16 protein-coding genes and 1 pseudogene are annotated in these 19,269 nt (G+C 69.3%); 4 read left to right on the top strand and 13 right to left on the bottom strand.

Translation table 11 applies throughout. The features are described 5' to 3' along the window. Positions 1-112: 112 nt before the first annotated feature. The 5 genes from QM774_RS11875 to QM774_RS11855 form a co-directional block, all read right to left on the bottom strand. Positions 113-457 (bottom strand): type II toxin-antitoxin system PemK/MazF family toxin, encoded by a 345-nt coding sequence (locus QM774_RS11875; RefSeq protein WP_414976067.1) that lies wholly within the window; start codon positions 455-457, stop codon positions 113-115. Then, a complete protein-coding gene (locus QM774_RS11870) occupies positions 447-668 on the bottom strand; it encodes a hypothetical protein (protein ID WP_414976066.1) in 222 nt (73 codons plus the stop codon). Before QM774_RS11870 ends, QM774_RS11875 begins: the two co-directional genes overlap by 11 nt. Before the next feature lie 252 nt (positions 669-920). Further along, the gene (locus QM774_RS11865; protein WP_414976065.1) at positions 921-2,588 is read right to left on the bottom strand and encodes a hypothetical protein; all 1,668 of its coding nucleotides are present in this window, start codon (positions 2,586-2,588) and stop codon (positions 921-923) included. Positions 2,589-2,677: 89 nt separating this feature from the next. Further along, positions 2,678-4,126 carry a Re/Si-specific NAD(P)(+) transhydrogenase subunit beta gene (gene pntB, locus QM774_RS11860; protein WP_414976064.1) on the bottom strand — a complete coding sequence of 483 codons (1,449 nt, stop codon included), beginning with the start codon at positions 4,124-4,126 and terminating at the stop codon, positions 2,678-2,680. A gap of 6 nt (positions 4,127-4,132) precedes the next feature. After that, complete coding sequence (locus QM774_RS11855) at positions 4,133-5,680, bottom strand: Re/Si-specific NAD(P)(+) transhydrogenase subunit alpha (protein ID WP_414976063.1); 1,548 nt, start codon at positions 5,678-5,680, stop codon at positions 4,133-4,135. Positions 5,681-5,984: 304 nt separating this feature from the next. On the opposite strand from QM774_RS11855, the gene QM774_RS11850 reads away from it, so the two are divergent. Further along, on the top strand, positions 5,985-6,713 hold the full coding sequence (locus tag QM774_RS11850) for a helix-turn-helix domain-containing protein (RefSeq protein ID WP_414976062.1): 729 nt from the start codon (positions 5,985-5,987) through the stop codon (positions 6,711-6,713). Here the strand turns inward: QM774_RS11850 and QM774_RS11845 are convergent. The 7 genes and pseudogenes from QM774_RS11845 to nadB all read right to left on the bottom strand — a co-directional run bounded on the left by QM774_RS11845 (position 6,684) and on the right by nadB (position 13,103). Further along, a complete protein-coding gene (locus QM774_RS11845; protein ID WP_414976655.1) occupies positions 6,684-7,694 on the bottom strand; it encodes an HAD-IC family P-type ATPase in 1,011 nt (336 codons plus the stop codon). The two genes, QM774_RS11850 and QM774_RS11845, sit on opposite strands and share 30 nt — an antisense overlap. After that, positions 7,671-9,039 (bottom strand): annotated as a pseudogene (locus QM774_RS11840) (heavy metal translocating P-type ATPase); the annotation flags it as partial. The gene QM774_RS11845 and the pseudogene QM774_RS11840, both read right to left, overlap by 24 nt. 96 nt (positions 9,040-9,135) lie before the next feature. Continuing rightward, on the bottom strand, positions 9,136-9,315 hold the full coding sequence (locus QM774_RS11835; RefSeq protein ID WP_414976061.1) for a hypothetical protein: 180 nt from the start codon (positions 9,313-9,315) through the stop codon (positions 9,136-9,138). After that, positions 9,312-9,518 (bottom strand): heavy-metal-associated domain-containing protein, encoded by a 207-nt coding sequence (locus tag QM774_RS11830; RefSeq protein ID WP_414976060.1) that lies wholly within the window; start codon positions 9,516-9,518, stop codon positions 9,312-9,314. Before QM774_RS11830 ends, QM774_RS11835 begins: the two co-directional genes overlap by 4 nt. Positions 9,519-9,543: 25 nt before the next feature. Further along, the gene (locus QM774_RS11825) at positions 9,544-9,855 is read right to left on the bottom strand and encodes a metal-sensitive transcriptional regulator (RefSeq protein ID WP_414976059.1); all 312 of its coding nucleotides are present in this window, start codon (positions 9,853-9,855) and stop codon (positions 9,544-9,546) included. Between the two features lie 286 nt (positions 9,856-10,141). Beyond that, on the bottom strand, positions 10,142-11,461 hold the full coding sequence (locus QM774_RS11820) for a hypothetical protein (protein ID WP_414976058.1): 1,320 nt from the start codon (positions 11,459-11,461) through the stop codon (positions 10,142-10,144). A 76-nt stretch (positions 11,462-11,537) separates the two neighbouring features. Continuing rightward, positions 11,538-13,103, bottom strand: coding sequence for an L-aspartate oxidase (gene nadB / locus QM774_RS11815; RefSeq protein WP_414976057.1), 1,566 nt, complete (start codon positions 13,101-13,103; stop codon positions 11,538-11,540). A 147-nt stretch (positions 13,104-13,250) separates the two neighbouring features. Here nadB and QM774_RS11810 point away from each other — a divergent pair, with 147 nt between their 5' ends. Next, positions 13,251-14,645 carry an ABC1 kinase family protein gene (locus tag QM774_RS11810; RefSeq protein ID WP_414976056.1) on the top strand — a complete coding sequence of 465 codons (1,395 nt, stop codon included), beginning with the start codon at positions 13,251-13,253 and terminating at the stop codon, positions 14,643-14,645. Between the two features lie 38 nt (positions 14,646-14,683). After that, entirely contained in the window at positions 14,684-16,276 is a 1,593-nt protein-coding gene (locus QM774_RS11805; RefSeq protein WP_414976055.1) for a DUF3068 domain-containing protein, read from the top strand. A 7-nt stretch (positions 16,277-16,283) separates the two neighbouring features. Here the strand turns inward: QM774_RS11805 and QM774_RS11800 are convergent, their stop codons facing one another. Next, on the bottom strand, positions 16,284-17,951 hold the full coding sequence (locus QM774_RS11800) for an FAD-binding dehydrogenase (protein ID WP_414976054.1): 1,668 nt from the start codon (positions 17,949-17,951) through the stop codon (positions 16,284-16,286). 265 nt (positions 17,952-18,216) lie between these two features. On the opposite strand from QM774_RS11800, the gene QM774_RS11795 reads away from it, so the two are divergent. Continuing rightward, entirely contained in the window at positions 18,217-19,191 is a 975-nt protein-coding gene (locus tag QM774_RS11795) for an alpha/beta hydrolase (RefSeq protein WP_414976053.1), read from the top strand. The last annotated feature ends 78 nt before the right edge of the window (positions 19,192-19,269 follow it).

The following is a 19,269-nucleotide window of genomic DNA, read 5'->3' as shown; positions in this document are numbered from 1 at the left end:
GCACGCTCCTTGAGCTTGTGGACGCTCCTTGAGCTTGTCGACGCTCCTTGAGCTTGTCGAAAGGAGAACTCGCTTCGAAGGGCTCAACGAGCGTGGGTAGCTCAAGCGCTGCTCAGCCGAGTTCGAGGAAGTCGCGTAACCAGAGCCGGATCTCCCGGAGTCTCGGTTCGTCGACAGTGCCCGCCCGCCCGACGATCCGATCACGGGATACGGTCCGCACCTGTTCGGTCATCGCCCACGAATCGCGGGGCAGGTCTGCGCCCTCGAGCCGAATGTGGTTCGACCAGCCCCGATCGACTGTCGTCACAGGAACGAGGACGGCGAGCGTGTCGACGATATCCAGGTACTCACGACCGGCGACGACGACGGCAGGTCGTCGTCCGCCTTGTTCACGCCCGGCGACCGGATCGAGGTCGACCCACACGACAGCACCCGGCACGAGCGCGTCAGCGGTCAACGGTCGCCCACTCGTTCAGTTCCTCGTGGTAGCTGGCGAGTTGATCGGCCGGCGTCGCCTTGATCTCAGCCCGGAGAGTCTCGAAACGGGCTGATCGATCGCCCAGCTCGAGGAGGTACTCGATCTGCTCGCCGAGCGTCCGGCCGTCGGCTGAGGCCTGCTTCTTCAAGCGGTCCCGCACCTGATCGCTTACCTTGATCGTGGTGGTCATACTTTCAGTATACCGAGATGGATACCTCCGCATGCCCCTTGAGCTCCGGGACGCTCCTTGAGTCTCGCCGCCCGCTCCTCGAGCTTGTGGACGCTCCTTGAGCTTGTCGAAAGGAGGCTCGCTTCGACAGGTGGTTCCTGAGCTCGTGGCGGAGCCCGCGACGACACGAAGTCGAAGGGCTCAACGAGCGGACGACGTCAGTGCCGCTGGTTGAGGTCACTATTCGACCTGAACTCACGGCACAACGCTTCCTCAGTCCTCGCCGTGCAGGACCTGATGCAGTTCCTGCAGACCCGGGTGTTCGGGATCGGACTCCAGGCCCGCCTGAACCAGATCGTGTGCCTTCTCGACGTCACCGTCGTTCAGCGCGTGGACGGCCTTCAGGTGCAGTGCGGCGCTGCGGATCGGTGTCCATTCGGGATCCTGCGCCCGCGCGATCACACTGTCGAGGAGGGCCTGCGACCGCTGCGGATCGCTCTCCCGCAACACGTCGGCGCGCGCCATATGCAGCTGTGCCCGCTCGACGTCCACCGGATTCTGCTGCGCCACCACGTCGTACAGTTCGTCGGCGCGATCCAGCGCGCGCAGGGCGGCGGGACTGTCGCCCGCGACATGGGAGGTGAGTGCCTGGTTCACGGCGGAACCGGCCGCCAGATACGGATCGCCGGCGTCGGCGAATCCGGCGGACGCCGCCTCCAGGTCGGCCGCGGCCTCGGCCGGCCGCTCGAGCTTCCAGAACTCGAGTCCGCGGGCGTCGTGCAGCTGCGCCACATAGCCCGGGTGCTCCTCGCCGGTGAGCCCGTCGATCAGCTCGCTGAACGCTGCGACCGACTCGTCCGGACGCCCCGCCTCACCCAGAGCCCGCGCCTGCAGAACCAGCGCATCGGTGGCGCCGCCCTGATCCTCCCGGGCGATCATGCGGGTACGGATCGGGCCGACGAGATCCAGGACCTCCTGCGGGTCGTCGCCGCGCATCAGCTTCAGCCGCGCGACATCCAGGTTCATCGCGTCGGACAGGTTCTCCAATCCCTCGACCCGCCACAGCGCGGCCGCCTGTTCGGCATCGTCGAGCGCGTTGTCGACGTCGCCGAGAGCCGCATATATCTGCAGTCGCTGCCCGAGCGTCTCGCCGAGCTGCTCGTGCGCCGCCATGCCGACCGCCTGGTTCAGTTCGGCCAGCGCGGCCCCCGGATCGGTTTCGGCGCGCTGGCTCGACGACATCCGCAGCGCCTGCACGATCTCCGCGCGGGTCGCCATCTCCTGATCCGGGGTGGTCGCACACGCGGTGGACCGCCGGGCCGCGAAGATCGCCTTGTCGATCTCCGGACGCGGGTCCTCCCCTGTCGCGGCGAGGATCTGAGCCCGGAACAACCGCAGCCCGGACTCCATGCCGGCCGCATCGGATTCGTCCGAACCGTGCACCGAACCGTCCGGCTCCGGATAGGACGTCGGACCGTCGGCGTCGAGCGCCGCGAGACCCCGGTCGACGGCCTCACGCGCCTTCTCCACATCCAGGGGTGCCACCGCTGCGGCGAGGTTGCGCTCGTAGCCGGCCCGCGGGATCCGCGGCCACGACTCGTCGGCCGGCCCGTACTCCAGCATGATCGCCGGGTCGGCCTGCTCGAGCTCGACGGTCAGGGCGTCGGCGATCATCTCGGACTGCGCCGCCCAGGCGGGGAACTCGTCCCGGATGTCGTCGGCCAGTGCATGCAGGTCGCGTGCGGCGCCCTCGGGATCGTCGAAGCGCCGGTTCCACGCCACCATCCGGCGGCCGCGCGCCAGCTCGGCGCCGTCCAGCTCGTCGAGATGCTCGGCCAGCAGCTCCGCGCATTCGACGGCGCGCGTGGGCGACACCGTCTGGTACGCCACCGCCCCCGACACGAGTTCCGACGTGGTCCGCTGTTCGATGTCTCCGCTCACCGCCCCAGTATGCCGTTCCCTCCGGCCGCCGGACCGGCGGATGCGAACGGCCCCCGTCTCGCAGGGGGACAGGGGCCGTCGCGCAGCGGTCAGAGCGCGGCGATGATGTCGTCGACGCGGTCCTTCGCGTCGCCGAACAGCATCTGCGTGTTGTCCCGGAAGAACAGCGGATTCTGCACACCGGCGTAACCGGCGGCCATGGACCGCTTGAACACGATGACGTCCTTGGCGTTCCAGACCTCCAGGACCGGCATGCCGGCGATCGGCGAACCGGGATCCTCCGATGCGGCCGGGTTGACGGTGTCGTTCGCGCCGATGACCAGCACGACGTCGGTGTCACCGAAGTCGTCATTGATCTCGTCCATCTCTTCCACGATGTCGTACGGAACCTTCGCCTCGGCGAGGAGCACGTTCATGTGGCCGGGCAGACGGCCGGCGACCGGGTGGATACCGAAACGCACCTGGACACCCTTGTTGCGCAGCTTCTGGGTCAGGTCGGCGACCGGGTACTGCGCCTGAGCGACGGCCATGCCGTAGCCGGGGGTGATGATGACCGACTTGGCGCCCGAGAGCAGGTCGGCGACGGCGTCGGCCTGCGTCTCGCGATGCTCGCCGTAGTCGGTGTCGTCGGAGGCGGGTGCCTCGATACCGAAGCCGCCGGCGATGACGGAGATGAAGGAACGGTTCATCGCCTTGCACATGATGTACGACAGGTAGGCACCCGAGGAGCCGACCAGCGCGCCGGTCACGATGAGCAGATCATTGTTGAGCAGGAAGCCCGAGGCCGCGGCGGCCCAGCCGGAGTACGAGTTCAGCATGGACACGACGACCGGCATGTCGCCGCCGCCGATGGAGGCGACGAGGTGCCAGCCCAGCAGCAACGCCAGGACGGTGATCGCGGCCAGCAGGATCCACGGCTGGACACCCGTGCTGCCATCGGTGGTGACGTACCAGATGGTGAGTGCCGCGAACAGGACGAGCGCACCGATGTTGATGAAGTTCTTGCCCGGCAGCATGAGCGGGGACGACTTCATCTTTCCGGACAGCTTCAGGTTGGCGACGATCGAACCGGTGAAGGTGACCGCGCCGATGAAGATGCCGATGGCGATCTCCGCCTCGTGCACGTTGGTCAGCGTGCGGACGTCACTCGCGGCGACGCCGGCGCTGTGGAATCCGCCGAGGGCGCCGTTCCAGCCGATCAGGACGGCGGCGATGCCGACGAACGAATGCAGCAGCGCGATGAGCTCGGGCATGCCGGTCATTTCGACGATCTTGGCGCGCCAGAAACCGATGGCCGCGCCGACGACGATCGCACCGAACAGCAGGACGACGGGGATCCACTCATCGTCGATGCCCTTCATCCGGTCGAGGGCCAGCGCGATGGTGGCGACCAGGGCGATCGCCATGCCGGCGATGCCGTAGGTGAGGCCGCTCTTGGACGACTCGTGCTTGGACAGCCCGGCCAGCGCCAGGATGAACAGCAGCGCGGCGATGATGTACGCCGCGGTGGTGATCGCGGGAATGATTCCGATGGTCATGATGCGTCAGGCCCCCTTGCTGAACATGGCGAGCATGCGCCGGGTCACGGCGAAACCACCGAAGACGTTGATCGAGGCGACCAGGATCGCGATGGTCGCGAGAATCCTGATCAGCGTGCTGTGCGCGGTGTGCGGGTCGACCGCGACCTGCAGGATCGCTCCGACCACCACGACACCGGAGATGGCGTTGGTGACCGACATGAGCGGCGTGTGCAGGGCGTGCGCGACGTTGCCGATGACGTAGTAGCCGATGACGATCGCGAGCATCAGCACCGTGAAGTGCTGCGGCAGCGGCTGCGGCGACACCGCGACCAGCGCACCGAACAGCAGCGCGCCGAGGAGGGTCAGGGCGACCTTCTTGGCGGCCGACATCGGCGGCTTGGGCTCGGCGACCGGAGCCGGGGCGACGGCCTCGGCCTTCGGTGCGGCGGACACCTGCACCGGCGGCGGCGGCCACATGCCTTCGCCGTTCTTGGTGACGGTGATGCCGCGCTGGACGACGTCGTCCATGTCGAGCGCGATCTCGCCGTTCTTCTCGGGCGTGACCAGCTTCATCAGGTTGACGATGTTGGTGCCGTACAGCTGCGAGGTCTGAGCGGCCAGGCGTCCGGCGAGGTCGGTGTAGCCCAGGATGGTCACACCGTTGTCGGTGACGACCTTCTTGTCCTTCTCGGTGCCCTCGACGTTGCCGCCGTTGGCGGCCGCCATGTCGACGATCACCGAACCGTTCTTCATCTGCGCGACGGTGTCGGCGGTGATGAGCTTCGGGGCGGGACGGCCCGGGATCAGCGCGGTGGTGATGACGATGTCGGCGTTGCGGGCCTCCTCGTCGTACATCGAGGCGGTGGCCGCCTCCTGTTCGGCGGTCATCTCCTTGGCGTAGCCGTCCTCGGACTTCTCGGCCTCGAAGTCGACGTTGACGAACTCGGCGCCCATCGACTCGACCTGTTCGGCCACCTCGGGGCGCACGTCGAAGGCGCGCACGATGGCACCCATCGACGATGCGGCGCCGATCGCGGCCAGGCCGGCCACACCGGCACCGACCACGAAGACGCGGGCGGGCGGGATCTTGCCGGCGGCGGTCACCTGACCGGTGAACATGCGGCCGAACTCGTGTGCCGATTCGACGACGGCGCGGTAGCCGGCGACGTTCGCCTGCGACGACAGCACGTCCATCGACTGGGCGCGCGAGATGCGCGGCACCGCGTCCATGGCGAGGGCGGTGACACCGGCGGCCTGCAGCTTCTCGACGAGCTCCGGGTTCCGGGCCGGAGCCATCATCGAGATGATGGTCGCGCCCTTGTTGAGCTTCTTGATCTCGGCGTCGGTCGGTGCGTTGACCTTGACGACGATGTCGGCGCCCCAGGCGTCCTTCGCGGTGCCGATGCGGGCACCGGCCTCGGTGAACGCGGAGTCGGCCTGCTCGGCGAGCGTGCCGGCGCCCTTCTCGACGACGACCTCGTAGCCGAGCTGCTCCAGTTGGGCGACCGTCTTGGGGGTCGCCGCGACGAGAGTCTCGCCCTTCTTCGATTCCTTGGGAATGCCGATCAGCATGTCGCTCCCACAGTCATAGTGCTGTTCCCTTTGCCGGTTATGCACGACGTCCGGGACGATGCCGGGGGCAACTGCAGGACGACCGGCTGCGCACAGCGCAACCGGTCTCATGCAGCAGCCGGTACGACATCGGACTCGGCGCATCGTGTCGCGGGGGCCGGGAGGCCCGTCCCGCTGACGGAAAACGTGGGTCTGAACATAACACGGTCCGGATTGCCCCCATTCAGTGTGTTACCCACGCCACACTGCGGGTTCGCCCGTCGCCGCGGTCTCGGCCCGGCGCGCCCCGCGTACGATCGCTGTCATGGCCGCCAAACCAGCGCATCTCGTGGAGCTGGGTTCCTTTCTGAAGAAGCGGCGCAGTCTTCTCACCCCGCAGCAGGTGGGTCTTCCGCCGCGGGACACCACTCTCCGCCGTGTGCCGGGCCTCCGGCGCGAGGAGGTGGCCGAGCTGGCCGCGATCAGCCAGGACTACTACACGCGCATCGAGCAGGGCCGCCTCGCGCCCAGCAAGCCGGTCCTGGACTCGCTGATCCGGGTGCTGCAGCTGGATGCCGACGGCACCGAGTACGCCCGCAGCCTGGTGGATCAGGACGACCGTGCACCGGTGCGCAGCACCCCGGCCGGCGAGGTCCGGCCGCAACTGCAGCGACTCGTCGACCAGATGACGGCGACGCCGGCGTTCGTGTTCGGCCGCTTCCTGGACATCCTGGCGTGGAATCCGCTCGTCGCGGCGCTGCTGGTCGACATCGGCACGATCCCGCCGGCCGAACGCAACTACGTCCGTCTGGTCTTTCTCGACCCGCGCATGAGGACCGTCTACAAGGACTGGCGCGAGGTGGCGGTCAATGCCGTCGCCGTGCTGCGCATGGAGGCGGCTCAGCATCCGGCCGATCCCCGCCTGGCGGCACTGGTGGCGGAGCTGTCCGAGGCCGACGACGACTTCCGGCTGCTCTGGGCCCAGCAGGTGGTGAAGCTGGCGCTGCTCGCCGCACGTTCGGCGTCAGCGGCGCAGCGGGCGGAAGGCGCGTAGCCGCAGGCTGTTCGCGACGACGAACACCGACGAGAAGGCCATCGCCGCGCCCGCCAGCATCGGGTTGAGGAGCGCGGCCGCCGCGAGCGGGATGGCCGCCACGTTGTAGGCGAACGCCCAGAACAGGTTCTCCTTGATGGTGGTGAGCGTCTTGCGGGACAGCCTGATCGCATCGGCCACCGACCACAGGTCGCTGTTGACCAGGGTGATGTCGCTGGCCGCGATGGCGACGTCGGTGCCCGCTCCCATCGCCAGCCCCAGGTCGGCGGTGGCCAGTGCGGCGGCATCGTTCACGCCGTCGCCGACCATCGCCACGTTGTGGCCATTGTCCCGCAGCGACTGCACCGCCTGAACCTTCTGCTCGGGGGTCACGTCGGCGATCACCTCGTCGATGCCGACCTGATCGGCGACGTGCCGGGCCGCGCCCGCGTTGTCGCCGGTCAGCAGCACCGGCCGCAGGCCCATCGTCGTGAGTTCGGCGATGGCGGCCGCCGAGGACGGCTTGATCTCGTCGCCCACCACGATCACCCCGGTCACCACGTCGTCGGCGGTGACGACCACCGGCGTCGCTCCCGCGTGCTGCGCGTCGGCGATGACGCCGGCCAGGGTGGCGTCGATGTCGCTCACGTCGCGCGGTCCGCGGACGGCGACGGTCTTTCCGTCGACCTGCGCGGTGACGCCGGCACCGGCGAGGTTGGTGAATCCGGTCGCGGCCGGGACGGTCAGGCCCCGCTGCGCGGCCCGCGCGGCGATGGCGCGCCCGATCGGATGCTCCGAGTTCGCCTCCACGGCCGCAGCCTGCGCGAGCACCGCGTCACCCTCGCCCCCCTCGCTGGTTGAGCCGGACGGAGTCCCCTCGCTGGTTGAGCCTGGCGAAGGAGTCCCCTCGCTGGTCGAGCCGGCCGACGGGCGAGTCCCTTCGCTGGTTGAGCCGGGCGACGAAGGAGCCCGTGTCGAGACCACCACCCTCGCCACCGTCATGACACCGGTGGTGACGGTGCCGGTCTTGTCCAGCGCGATGGTGTCCACCTTGCGCGTGTTCTCCAGCACCTCGGGGCCCTTCAGAAGGATGCCCGAGTTGCGCTCCACGACCGGTCCCGACCATCAACGCGGTCGGGGTGGCGAGGCCCAGAGCGCACGGGCAGGCGATGACGAGCACCGCGACCGCCGCGGTGAACGCCAGCGACGCCCCGCCGCCCACACCCAGCCAGAATCCGAGGACACCGACCGCGATCGCGATGACGATCGGGACGAAGACGCCGGAGATCCGGTCCGCCAGACGCTGAACGTCGGCCTTGCCGGCCTGGGCGTCGGCGACCATCTTGGTGATCTGGGCGAGGGCGGTGTCCGATCCGACGGCGGTCGCCCGCACGATCAGGCGACCGTCCGTGTTGACGGTGCCGCCGATCAGTTCGTCTCCCACCGCGACCTCGACAGGCACCGGTTCGCCGGTGACCAGCGACTGGTCCACCGCGGACGAACCGTCGACCACCACGCCGTCGGTGGCGATCTTCTCGCCGGGCCGCACCAGGAACTGCTCCCCGACCGTCAGGTCCTCGATGGGGATCGAGGTCTCCCGGCCCTCGGCGAGGACGGTCACGTTCTTCGCGCCGATCGTCGCCAGCGCTCGCAGCGCATCGCCGGCCCGCACCTTGGCGCGCTTTTCGAAGTAGCGTCCGGCCAGCAGGAACGTGGTGACGCCGGCGGCACTCTCCAGGTAGATGTGCGAGGCTCCGTCACCGCGCGAGGCGATGAACTCGAAGCCGTGCCGCATGCCGGGCGTTCCCGCGGTGCCCCAGAACAGCGCGTACAGCGACCACCCGAACGCGGCCAGGGTGCCCACCGACACGAGAGTGTCCATGGTGGTGGTGCCGTGCCGGAGCGCGTTCCAGGCCGCCCGGTGGAAGGGCAGCGCACCCCATACGACGACCGGCGCCGCGAGGGTCAGCGAGAACCACTGCCAGTAGGTGAACTGCCAGGCGGGCACCATCGCGACGGCGATCACCGGGACGGTGAGGAGCGCGCACACGATGAGCCGCTGCTTGAGGGAGGCCAGTTCGGTCTCGGCGCGGGTGGGTGCGTCGGCGCCACCGGTCGGTGCGTCCGGGCCTCGGTGGCCGGCATCCGTCGATCCGGCCCCGTCGAAGGACGGGACTTCGGCCGCGTCGTAGCCCGCGGCCCGGACGGCGTCGATCAGCGCCTGGGTGTCGTAGGTGCCGGGCGCTTCGATGTGCGCCTGTTCGGTGGCGAAGTTGACCGTGGCGGTCACGCCGTCGAGTTTGTTGAGTTTGCGCTCGATGCGGTTCGCGCAGGAGGCACAGGTCATGCCGATGAGGTCGAGGTCGACCTCGTGGCCGGGCTCGAGCGGCTCGGGTTCTGTCGACGCCGACGCCGGGGTCGTTGCCGTCATATCGGTTCCGTCCTAGTGGTGCTGCATGGTGGCGTGGCCCTGGTGCGGGGCCGGCGACTCGACGTCCCAGGGGCCGAGTGCGCGCCCGATACCGAAGGCGGCCGCGAAGATCACGGCGAGACCCGCGGCGAACGCGGCCAGCCGGATCGCCGGCCGCTGCAGGGCCGGGGTCGCGGTCTGCGGGGCGGTCATGCGACCGAGTACCCGGCTTCGGCCACGGCCTCGGAGACCTTCGCCGGGTCGAGAACGTCGTCGCTGGTGATGACGACCGCGCCCGAGTCGAGGTCGACGTCGACGTTCGTGACGCCCGGGATCTCGGAGATCTCCTCACGGACCGAGGTCGCGCAGTGGTTGCAGGTCATGCCGGTGACGGTGATGTCGGTGGTGGTGCTCATGGATTGTTCCTTCCGTGGTGCCCGGTCAGCTCTTGACCAGGCGGGTGATGGCCTTCATGGCCTCGTCGATCTTGGCGGCGGCGGCTTCGTCGCTCTCCCGGGCGGCGTTCACCACGCAGTGGTTGAGGTGGTCGTTCAGGAGACCGAGGCCGACCGCTTCGAGAGCCCGGGTCATGGCGGACAGCTGCGTGAGGATGTCGATGCAGTAGGTCTCGTCCTCGACCATGCGCTGCAGGCCGCGGGCCTGGCCTTCGATCAGCTTCAGGCGGCGGACGTACGCGTCTTTGTCGGCGATGTAGCCGTGGCCGGCGTGACCGTCGTGCTGGTGCTCGCTCATCGAGCCCTCCTCTCCGGGTTCCGATCGCCAGTGTCCGCGCACGCGGCCATGGTGTCAACCCCTACCCCCTATAGGTATCAATCCAGGAGGGAACGGCGCTCGGTAGGCGGGGAGCCAGGGCCTCAGTAGGTGGTTGAGGAACGACGCCTCAGTAGGCGGTTGAGGAACCGAGCCTCAGTAGGCAGTTGAGGAACCGAAGCCTCAGTAGGTGGTTGAGGAGCCGAGGAACGAGGCGTCTCGAAACCACCGGACACCCGGACACCCGGAAGACGGTGGCCTCGACGTGTCAGTGCGGGTCGACGCTCTCGGCGAGACGTGCCAGCGCGGTCGCGACGTCGCGGAGAGCACTGCCGACCTCGTGGCGGGCGATCACCGCATCGTCGGGCATCGCGGCCACCACCTGCGCGGCCTTGGCCAGCTGCTGCGAGGCGTGCTCACGCTGCAGTCCCGCGCTCGGCACCACCGACATGGGCACGTCCGGAACGGGGCCCGACCGCACGACCGGTGCCAGGACGGTGCGATTCGTGCCGTCCGGGGTGATCACCTCGAGGAACGAGGCGTGCGAATCGTCGTAGTTGATCTCCACCATCGGACCCGACGGAGTCTCGCGGACGTCGTACATCGGCAGTCCCTCGGTCACCGGCTCGGCGCCGGCCAGGTCGGTGATCGTGAGATCCGGGGCGCGCGGGGGCGTCACCGGAATGACTGGAGTCGGAGAGGGAACGTCGACCGGTGCCGCGGCCACCGGCGGAGTGACCGGGGCCTGCGGCGCGACCGACGGGGGAGCGGCGGGCACGGGCGGGGCGGTGACGAACGGGCGGCTCGGGGGCTGACTCGGAGGCTGAGGTGCCGTCGGATCCGGCGCCGGCGGCATGGGTGCCGGCGTCGCCTGCGGAAACGGCCGGCTGACCGGTGCCTGCGGCGCGGCCGACGAGTAGTGCGGAGCCGGCGTCGGCGGAACCGGACGCGGCGACCCCGAGTGTTGCGGCGCCGAAGGCTGCGCGACCGGCTGCGGTGCCGAGACGGGTGCCTGCACGGGCGGAGTCTGCGGCACTGGGCTCTGTGGCGCTGGAGTCTGCGGCGCCGGGGACTGCTGCGGGGTCTGCGCCTGGAACGGCACGCTCGGTGCCGCATGCGAACCACGCTGAGGCGCGGCCGGCGGGGCCGCATTCGGCCAGCTCTGCGGGGCGGCCGACGGAGGCACCGACGCCGGTGCCGGCTGAGGCGTTCGGGCCGGCGCGACGGGCGCCTGCGGGGCAGCCGCCTGCGGGGCCGGCGTCGGCGGAGTGGGCCAGCTTCCGCTGTCCGGAATCGGCGGGAACGCGTGACCGCTCACGTGACCGGCGAAGAGCCGGCACGGCGAATTGTCGATGGACCGGACCGGGCAGGGATCGAGGTTCTCGCACGCTTCGGCGCTGTTGGCGAAGTCGTCCCACAGCACCCACGCCCGGCGGGCCGACCCGCCCCGGCCGCCGTCGCTGGCGTGCGGACCGGGATGCTCGGCCGGAAGGTCGCAGTTCGCGAGCCAGGTGGACTGACCGGCGCCGAGCGCGCTGCGTTCGGCAGGGCGAAGCCCTATCGATGACCAGCAACGGTCGGCAGCCATACGAGTCCCACCTCTTCCTGTGTGTTGCGAGCAGTCTACGAACATCCGAGCGTCATCCGCTTGCGAGCCCGGGAATTCAGTCTGTCGCAGTCACCACACCGTCGCGCAGAACAAAGGCCTGCGGCACCGATTCCGGGTCGGTCTGCGGGAAGTCGCTGCGATAGTGGCAGCCCCGCGATTCGGTGCGCGCGGTCGCCGCGGCGACCACCGCCCGCGCCGCCAGGGTCAGGGCCGCATCCTCGGCGTCGTGCACGGTGACCAGTTCGCGCGACGGGGCCGCCTCCAGTTCCGCGGTCACCGCGGCCAGACCGGCGGCGTCGCGCTGCAGTGCCACCGAGTCGCTCATCATGTCCTGAAGCCGGCCGCGTTCGAGTGCCGGCAGGCTCGCCGGCGGGGTGGCGGTCACCGTGTCGTCGACGCCCAGATCGCGGCGCTCGAACATCACCGGCACCACGCGGCGGCCCATCACGAGGCCTTCGAGCAGGCTGTTGGACGCCAACCGGTTGGCACCGTGCAGCCCGGTCCGTGCGACCTCTCCGGCGGCCAGCAGGCCCGGCACGGTGGTCCGGCCGTCGTCGTCGGTCACCACGCCGCCGCACAGGTAGTGCGCACCCGGGCACACCGGCAGCCTGTCGGTGAGCTCGACGCCGGACGCCTGCACGCCGGCGGCGACCGTCGGGAACCGGGTGGCGAAGTCCGGGATGGACGACACGTCCAGGTAGACGTACGGGGCGCCGGTGCGCTTCATGGCGGCGGTGACCGCACGGGCCACCACGTCGCGCGGCGCCAGGTCGCCGAGCGGATGCACCGACGCGTCGGTCACCGGCGAGCCGTCGACGGCCACCAGCCGGCCGCCTTCGCCGCGGACCGCTTCGCTGACGAGTGTGCGCCGGCCGCGGGCGCCCTCGACGTACAGCATCGTCGGATGGAACTGGATGAACTCCAGGTCGGCGACCTGCGCTCCCGCGCGCAACGCGAGGGCGACGCCGTCGCCGGTGGCGCCGGACGGGTTGGTCGTGGCGGTGTAGAGGTGGCCCATGCCGCCGGTCGCGAGAAGCACCGACGACGCGCGGATCACGCCGGGACCCTGCGGACCGGTGTAGGCGATGCCGGTGGCGCCGCGGGCGCCGACCAGGATCTCGGTGGCCCAGGCGTCGTCGAGCACCCGTAGTCCCTCGCGGCCGGCCGCCGCACCCAACGCCGCCTGGACGTGCGCACCGGTGGCGTCGCCGCCGGCGTGGATGATGCGGCGCACCGAATGGCCGCCCTCACGGGTCCGCAGATAGCGTCCGTCCGCGCCCCGATCGAATTCGGCACCCCAGCCGACGAGGGTCTGGACGGAGTCCCAGCCGTCGGTCACGATCGCGGTGGTCGGCTCCTCGAGCGTCAGCCCGGCGCCGGCGGCGAGGGTGTCCGAGACGTGCAGGCCGATGCTGTCCTCGGGATTGTCCGGCTCCACCACCGCGATGCCGCCCTGCGCGTAGAACGTCGACGTGGACTGTTCGGTCTCCTGCGGCCGCCAGGCGTGACCCTTGTTGAGGATCACCACGTCCAGTCCCTGCTCGTTCGCGGTCAGGGCAGCCGTCAGCCCGGCCACACCCGCGCCGATCACCACGACGTCCGTTCGGATCTCGTCGACCATCACGCCTCCTTCGAAGACCGGTTATCGACCCTCAGTCGAAAACCCGCGGTTCAGCGTACGCGATACCTCGCCGGTCGCCTAGGGTCCGCCCTCGCCGCAGGTCAGGGGAACTGGGGTCCGGCACATCCGGCCGCTAGACTCGGCGGGATGACTGACAAGCCCGCCACCGACGATGTCCGGGATCAGCTCCCGCCGGTGTCCACGGCCGCCGAGGTCACCCGCTTCGCCGGCACCGCGACGCAGGCGGCCGCCGGCGTCGGCCGGTTCCTGCTGAGTTCGGCCGGCCAGCTGCGCCACGGGCGCCTGCCCGGAAAACGCGACGTCGCCCACCAGATCCGCCTCACCTTCGAGAACCTCGGCCCCACCTACGTCAAGCTCGGCCAGCTGATCGCATCCAGTCCCGGTGTGTTCACCAAGGAACTGTCCGACGAGTTCGAGTCGCTCCTCGACCGGGTGCCGCCCGCCCCCGCCGACGACGTGCACCGCATCCTCGAGTCGGAGTTCGGCAAGCCCGCCTCCGAGGTGTTCGCCACCTTCGACGACGAACCGATCGCGTCCGCGTCCATCGCCCAGGTCCACACCGCGACCCTCAAGTCCGGTGAAGAGGTGGTCGTGAAGGTGCAGCGACCCGGGATCGCCGGCCGGTTGTCTCCGGACGTCGCGATCCTCGAACGGGTCGCCGGCCTCGCCGAGATCTCCGAGTACGGCCGCATGCTCAGCGCCCGTCATGTGGTGGAGGACTTCGCCGACGGCCTCAACGCCGAACTCGACTTCCGCAACGAGGCGAAGACCATGGAGGAGTGGTTCGACTGCCTCCAGCCCGGACCGTTCGGCGACCGGGTACGGGTGCCGAAGGTCTATCACGACCTCACCACCCAGCGCGTCATGACGATGGAGCGGATCTACGCCACCCGCATCGACGACGCCCGCGCCGTCCGCGCCGCCGGTCACGACGGCGAAGCCCTGTGCCGGAACCTGTTGCTGTCGCTGCTCGACTCGGCGTTCCACGGCGGTCTGTTCCACGGCGACCTGCACGCCGGCAACGTCCTGGTCGACGCCGACGGCAAGCTGGTGCTCCTCGACTTCGGCATCGTCGGGCGATTCAACGCCCGCACCCGCCGCATCCTGCGGCAGCTGGTGGTCGACCTGATCGTCAAACAGGACTATGAGGCCGCCGGCCGCGGGATCTTCCTGCTGGGCGCCGTGCACAAGCCGGGCTCGACGGTCAAGGGCGGTGAAGACCTGAAGAAGGCCACCATGCCGTTGTCGACCACCGAGATGGGCGCCATGAGCTACACCGACCTGGGTCGCCAGCTGGCGGCGGTCGCCAAGGCCCACGACGCCCGGCTGCCCCGCGAACTGGTGCTGGTCGGCAAGCAGCTGCTGTACGTCGAGAAGTACATGAAGCTGCTCGCCCCCCGCTGGAAGGCCATCTCGGACCGCGAGATCTACGGCTACATGGCCGGAATCATGAAGGAGGCCGAGCGGGATCGGCGCGCCGACCGGCGCGCGGGCAACGGACCGGCCGCAGGCACCGAATAGTCTGTAGTCGACACACTCTTCACCTCAGGAGCCGATTGATGAGACGTTTCTGGTTGGCGCTGCTCGCCTTCCTCGGCCTCGCCGGCATCACCGCGGCTGTCGCGATCCCCGTCTACCTGGTCCCGAAGCTCGAGGTGGTGCCGCTCGACCTGGACATCACCTCCGACGCGTCCACCGTGCCGGCCGACGGTCAGGACGGCGGCGACCAGTTCCCGGCCGTCATCTTCGACCGCTGCTCCATCTCCAAGCCGAAGGCGGCGACCCTGCAGGCGCATCTCACGCAGCAGCGCCGGTCGGTGATCGTGCAGCCGTCGAACGCCAAGCAGGCGACCCTTCAGTCGGCGCAGATGGTGAAGATCGACAAGGTCCGCGATGCCGACGGCAAGGAGTCCGAGCCGACCCTCGGTTCGGTGGACGACAAGAAGTCCTGTTCGGACGCCATGCTGACGGCGACCATCGACCGGGTGTCGGTGGATCGCAAGACCTCGGTGCCCAACGGGGTGGTCAGCAGTCTGCAGCTGAGCTCGGTCCCGGACGGCGGTGACGTGAAGAGCGCCTCGGTGCCGATCGAGGGCCGCAAGGGCTTCCAGTACAAGTTCGGTTTCAACGTCCAGAAGCGCGAGTACTACTACTACGACCTCAACACCCGGCAGGACACCGTCGCCAAGTTCGTCGACGAGAAGACGATCGACGGCGTGAAGACCTACCACTTCGAGACCGAGGTCCCCGAGACCGACATCTCGGATCTGCCGGATCCGGACGGCAACGCTCCGCTCGGCACCATCCTGAACATGCCGGCCAAGTGGTGGGGCATCAAGGCCAAGGGCGTGAAGCCCACCGACATGCTGGAGATGCACCGGTTCGCGAGCTCGGTGCGCCACGTCTACGTGGAACCGAAGACCGGCACCATCGTGAGCGGCCGCGAGGATCAGCACCAGTTCTTCAAGTCGGTGGACGACACCGCGCCCGCCGCGGTCAAGGACTTCCGGATCGACGCCCTCAAGGGCACGTTCCAGTGGGATGACAAGACGGTCGCCGCCCAGGCGAAACGCGCCAAGCACTACGACACCCTGCTGACCTTGGGCGGGTTGTGGCTGCCGCTGGTTCTGGGTGTGCTCGGTGGTCTGGCCACCCTTCTCGCGGTGATCGGACTGCTGCGGAAGCCGAAGCCCGGTCCGGACGACGAGCCGGCGCCGGACGATCACGACGCCGACAGCGTGCTGGACCACGTCGACGCCGATGCGGCGACGACGGTGGCGGCGGTACCGGACTACCGCAACGATCTGCCCGGAGCGGCGCCGGCGGTCGACGTCTCGGCGGCCGCGCCGACGACGGCGTTCCCGTCGACCGACTATCAGGCACCGCCGGACTATCAGGCCGCCGCGCACGACTATCAGGCGTACGCCCCGGCCGAGGCCCATCCGTCACCGGCCACCGAATACCCGACTCAGGTGCACCCGGTCGCACCGGCGGCCCCGCAGCCGACCGCTCCGGCGCAGCAGATTCCGCCGCAGCAGGTTCCGGTTCCTCCGCCGGTCCCGGACCTGCCCGAGGGGTTCCGTCACTTCGACGAACTGCCCGGTCAGCAGCCGGCCGCCGACGACGACCACCACGGCCGCCACGAGCGCTGAGACGGGTTCAGCCCTGCCGGGCCACCGCGCGACCGGCGGCGCGGCCGGAGAAGATGCAGCCGCCGAGGAACGTGCCCTCCAGGGCGTTGTAGCCGTGGACGCCGCCGCCGCCGAACCCGGCGACCTCGCCCGCCGCGTAGAGACCGTCGAACGCGGTCCCGTCCGGCCGCATCACCTGTGAGTCGAGGTTCGTCTCCACACCGCCGAGCGTCTTGCGGGTCAGGATGTTGAGTCGCACCGCGATCAGCGGGCCGTGGTCGGGGTCGAGCAGCCGGTGCGGTTTGGCCACGCGCGTCACCTTGTCGCCCAGGTACTGGCGGGCATTGGTGATCGCCATCATCTGGGCGTCCTTCGAGTAGCCGTTCTCCACCTGGGTGTCGCGGGCGGAGATGACGCGCTCGAGCTGTTGCAGGTCGATGTGACCGCCGCGGCCGATCTCGTTCATTCCGGCCACCAGGTCGGGCAGGTTGTCACGGACCACGAAGTCGACGCCGTGGTCGGCGAACGCCTTGACCGGCCCCGGCATGCCCCTGGCGAGCCGGCTCTTGGCGGTGGTCGCGACCGACTTCTCGGTGATGTCCGGGTTCTGTTCGGAGCCCGACAGCGCGAATTCCTTCTCGATGATCGACTGCGTGAGCACGAACCAGGAGTAGTCGTAGCCGGTCGCCAGAATCGCCTTCATGGTCGAGTTGGTGTCGAAGCCGGGGAAGTTCGGTGGGTCGAAGCGGTTGCCGTCGGCGTCGAGCCACAGCGACGACGGACCGGGGATGATCCGGATCGCGTGGTTCGGCCAGATGGGGTTCCAGTCGTGGATGCCTTCGGTGTAGTGCCACATCCGGTCCCGGTTGACCAGATTGGCGCCGGCCTTCTCGGCGATGTCGAGCATCCGGCCGTCGACGTAGGCGGGCACACCCGGAATCATGTGTTCGGGTGCCGGGCCGAGGCGCTCGGTGGGCCAGTTCTTGCGGATGAGGTCGTGGTTGTGACCGATACCGCCGGTCGTGACGATCACCGCGCCGGCGCGGACCTCGAAGTCGCCGGTCTCGACGCGGGAAGAAGCCACACCGCGCGCGGTGTCGGAGTCTTCGAGGGTCCTGCCGCGGACGCCGACGGCCTTGCCGTCGGACACGATCAGTTCGTCGACGCGGTGCCGGAACCGGAACTCGACCAGGCCCCGCTGCTCGGCTCTGCGGACCGGTTCGGCGAAGACCCGGACCACCTCGGGGCCGGTGCCCCACGTGATGTGGAAGCGCGGCACCGAGTTGCCGTGGCCATCGGCGAAGCCGCCGCCGCGTTCGGCCCACCCGACCACCGGGGTGAACTTCAGGCCGAGCTTGCGGAGGTAGTCGCGCTTCTGGGTCGCCGCGAAGTCGACGTAGGCGCGCGCCCACTGGCGCGGCCAGAAGTCCTGATCCTCGCGGTCGAAGCCGGCCGACCCGAGCCAGTCCTGCAATGCCAGTTCCGGTGAGTCCTTGATGCCCAGCCGGCGCTGTTCGGGGGAGTCGACCAGAAAGAGGCCGCCGAGCGACCAGAACGCCTGCCCGCCGAGATTCGCCCGGTTCTCCTGGTCGACGACGATGACGCGCTTACCGGCCTGCGTCAGCTCGTAGGTCGCGACCAGGCCCGCCAGCCCGGATCCCACGACGACCGCATCGGCCTCTGTCTTCTCACCCACGGATCGATTTCCTTCCGACCGGCGGCGCCTCTCACGGCGCACCACGCGTCCCCCGACTGTGTCTCATCCCACACCTTAATCGGCAGTGTGGTCCACCCGGGCTTTTGCTCGCTTGTTATCCGTCCGTTATCCTTCTGGGCGGAGTGGTCCCACGGGTCCTTGTACCCTGTGTCGGTGCGCCGGTTCGGCGCTCGAGAGCTTCCGGGGGGAGTTCACCACATAACGACCGTTGGCCTATCGGCCGAGATCGCTAAAGGAAGATTGCATGTTCTCCAGCGCCCGTAAGCGCGTGATGGCCGGCGTCCTCGCCGCCGCCACCCTGGCCGGCACCGCCGCCGCCACCATCGATTCGCCCGCCGAGGCCCGCGGCTGCAACGGCGGCTCCGTCGAGTCGGTTCACTCGAACGCCATGCACCGGAACGTCCCGGTCTGCATCGTTTCCGCCGACCGCAGCGGGGCACCGACCCTGTACATGCTCGACGGCCTGCGCGCCCCGAACAACAGCAGCGGCTGGATCATCAACACCAACATCGCGCAGTGGATGCGCGGTAAGGGCACCAACGTCGCCATCCCGTTCGGCGGCGGCGGCAGCTTCTACACCAACTGGGAGCAGCGCGACCCGAAGCTCGGTCTCAACAAGTGGGAGACCTTCCTGACCCGCGAGCTGCCGGCCTACATGAAGCGCAATCACGGCAGCGACAACCGCCGCAACGCGGTCGCCGGCCTGTCGATGTCGGGCACCTCGGCGCTGAACCTGGCGTCGCGTCACCCGAACTTCTACAAGGCCGTCGCCTCCTACTCGGGCTACCCGACGGTCACCATGCCGGGCTTCGGCCAGGGCATCCAGGCCGCGGTCGCCGACATGGGCGGCAACCCAACCAACATGTGGGGCGTCTGGCCGGCCGGTGAGTGGGCCGCCAACGACCCGTTCCTGACCGCGGGCAACCTCGCCGGCAAGCGCGTCTACCTGTCCTCGGGCAGCGGCATCGGCAGCAAGTACGACGCTTCGCTGCAGCCGCTGAGCCCGAAGTTCAACGCCGTTCACTACGTCCAGATGGTGCCCCTCGAGGTCGCGGCCTCCGGCTCCACCCGGATCTACAGCGCTCGCCTGGCCACCGTTCCGGGCGTCAAGCTGACCACCAACATCACGCCGGACGGCGCGCACTGGTGGGACTACTGGCAGAGCAACTTCAAGGAGTCGTGGTACACCACGTTCCGCCCGGCGTTCTTCGGACGCTGAGCCGAGATCCGAGCCACGAAGGCCGGGTGATCCGTCGAGGATCACCCGGCCTTCGCCGTTCCGCTGTCCGTTTCGCGG

This window comes from Gordonia sp. (in: high G+C Gram-positive bacteria), assembly GCF_047600565.1.
Taxonomy (GTDB): domain Bacteria; phylum Actinomycetota; class Actinomycetes; order Mycobacteriales; family Mycobacteriaceae; genus Gordonia.
This window is presented reverse-complemented; position numbering and strand designations above follow the sequence as displayed.

Excerpts from the sequence above, each read along its gene's own strand:
- QM774_RS11870 (WP_414976066.1), bottom strand. The coding sequence starts at position 668 with ATGACCACCACGATCAAGGTAAGCGATCAGGTGCGGGACCGCTTGAAG.
- pntB (WP_414976064.1), bottom strand. The coding sequence starts at position 4,126 with ATGACCATCGGAATCATTCCCGCGATCACCACCGCGGCGTACATCATC.
- QM774_RS11855 (WP_414976063.1), bottom strand. The coding sequence starts at position 5,680 with ATGCTGATCGGCATTCCCAAGGAATCGAAGAAGGGCGAGACTCTCGTC.
- QM774_RS11850 (WP_414976062.1), top strand. The coding sequence starts at position 5,985 with ATGGCCGCCAAACCAGCGCATCTCGTGGAGCTGGGTTCCTTTCTGAAG.
- QM774_RS11845 (WP_414976655.1), bottom strand. The coding sequence starts at position 7,694 with ATGACGGTGGCGAGGGTGGTGGTCTCGACACGGGCTCCTTCGTCGCCC.
- QM774_RS11835 (WP_414976061.1), bottom strand. The coding sequence starts at position 9,315 with ATGACCGCCCCGCAGACCGCGACCCCGGCCCTGCAGCGGCCGGCGATC.
- QM774_RS11830 (WP_414976060.1), bottom strand. The coding sequence starts at position 9,518 with ATGAGCACCACCACCGACATCACCGTCACCGGCATGACCTGCAACCAC.
- QM774_RS11825 (WP_414976059.1), bottom strand. The coding sequence starts at position 9,855 with ATGAGCGAGCACCAGCACGACGGTCACGCCGGCCACGGCTACATCGCC.
- QM774_RS11820 (WP_414976058.1), bottom strand. The coding sequence starts at position 11,461 with ATGGCTGCCGACCGTTGCTGGTCATCGATAGGGCTTCGCCCTGCCGAA.
- nadB (WP_414976057.1), bottom strand. The coding sequence starts at position 13,103 with ATGGTCGACGAGATCCGAACGGACGTCGTGGTGATCGGCGCGGGTGTG.
- QM774_RS11810 (WP_414976056.1), top strand. The coding sequence starts at position 13,251 with ATGACTGACAAGCCCGCCACCGACGATGTCCGGGATCAGCTCCCGCCG.
- QM774_RS11805 (WP_414976055.1), top strand. The coding sequence starts at position 14,684 with ATGAGACGTTTCTGGTTGGCGCTGCTCGCCTTCCTCGGCCTCGCCGGC.
- QM774_RS11795 (WP_414976053.1), top strand. The coding sequence starts at position 18,217 with ATGTTCTCCAGCGCCCGTAAGCGCGTGATGGCCGGCGTCCTCGCCGCC.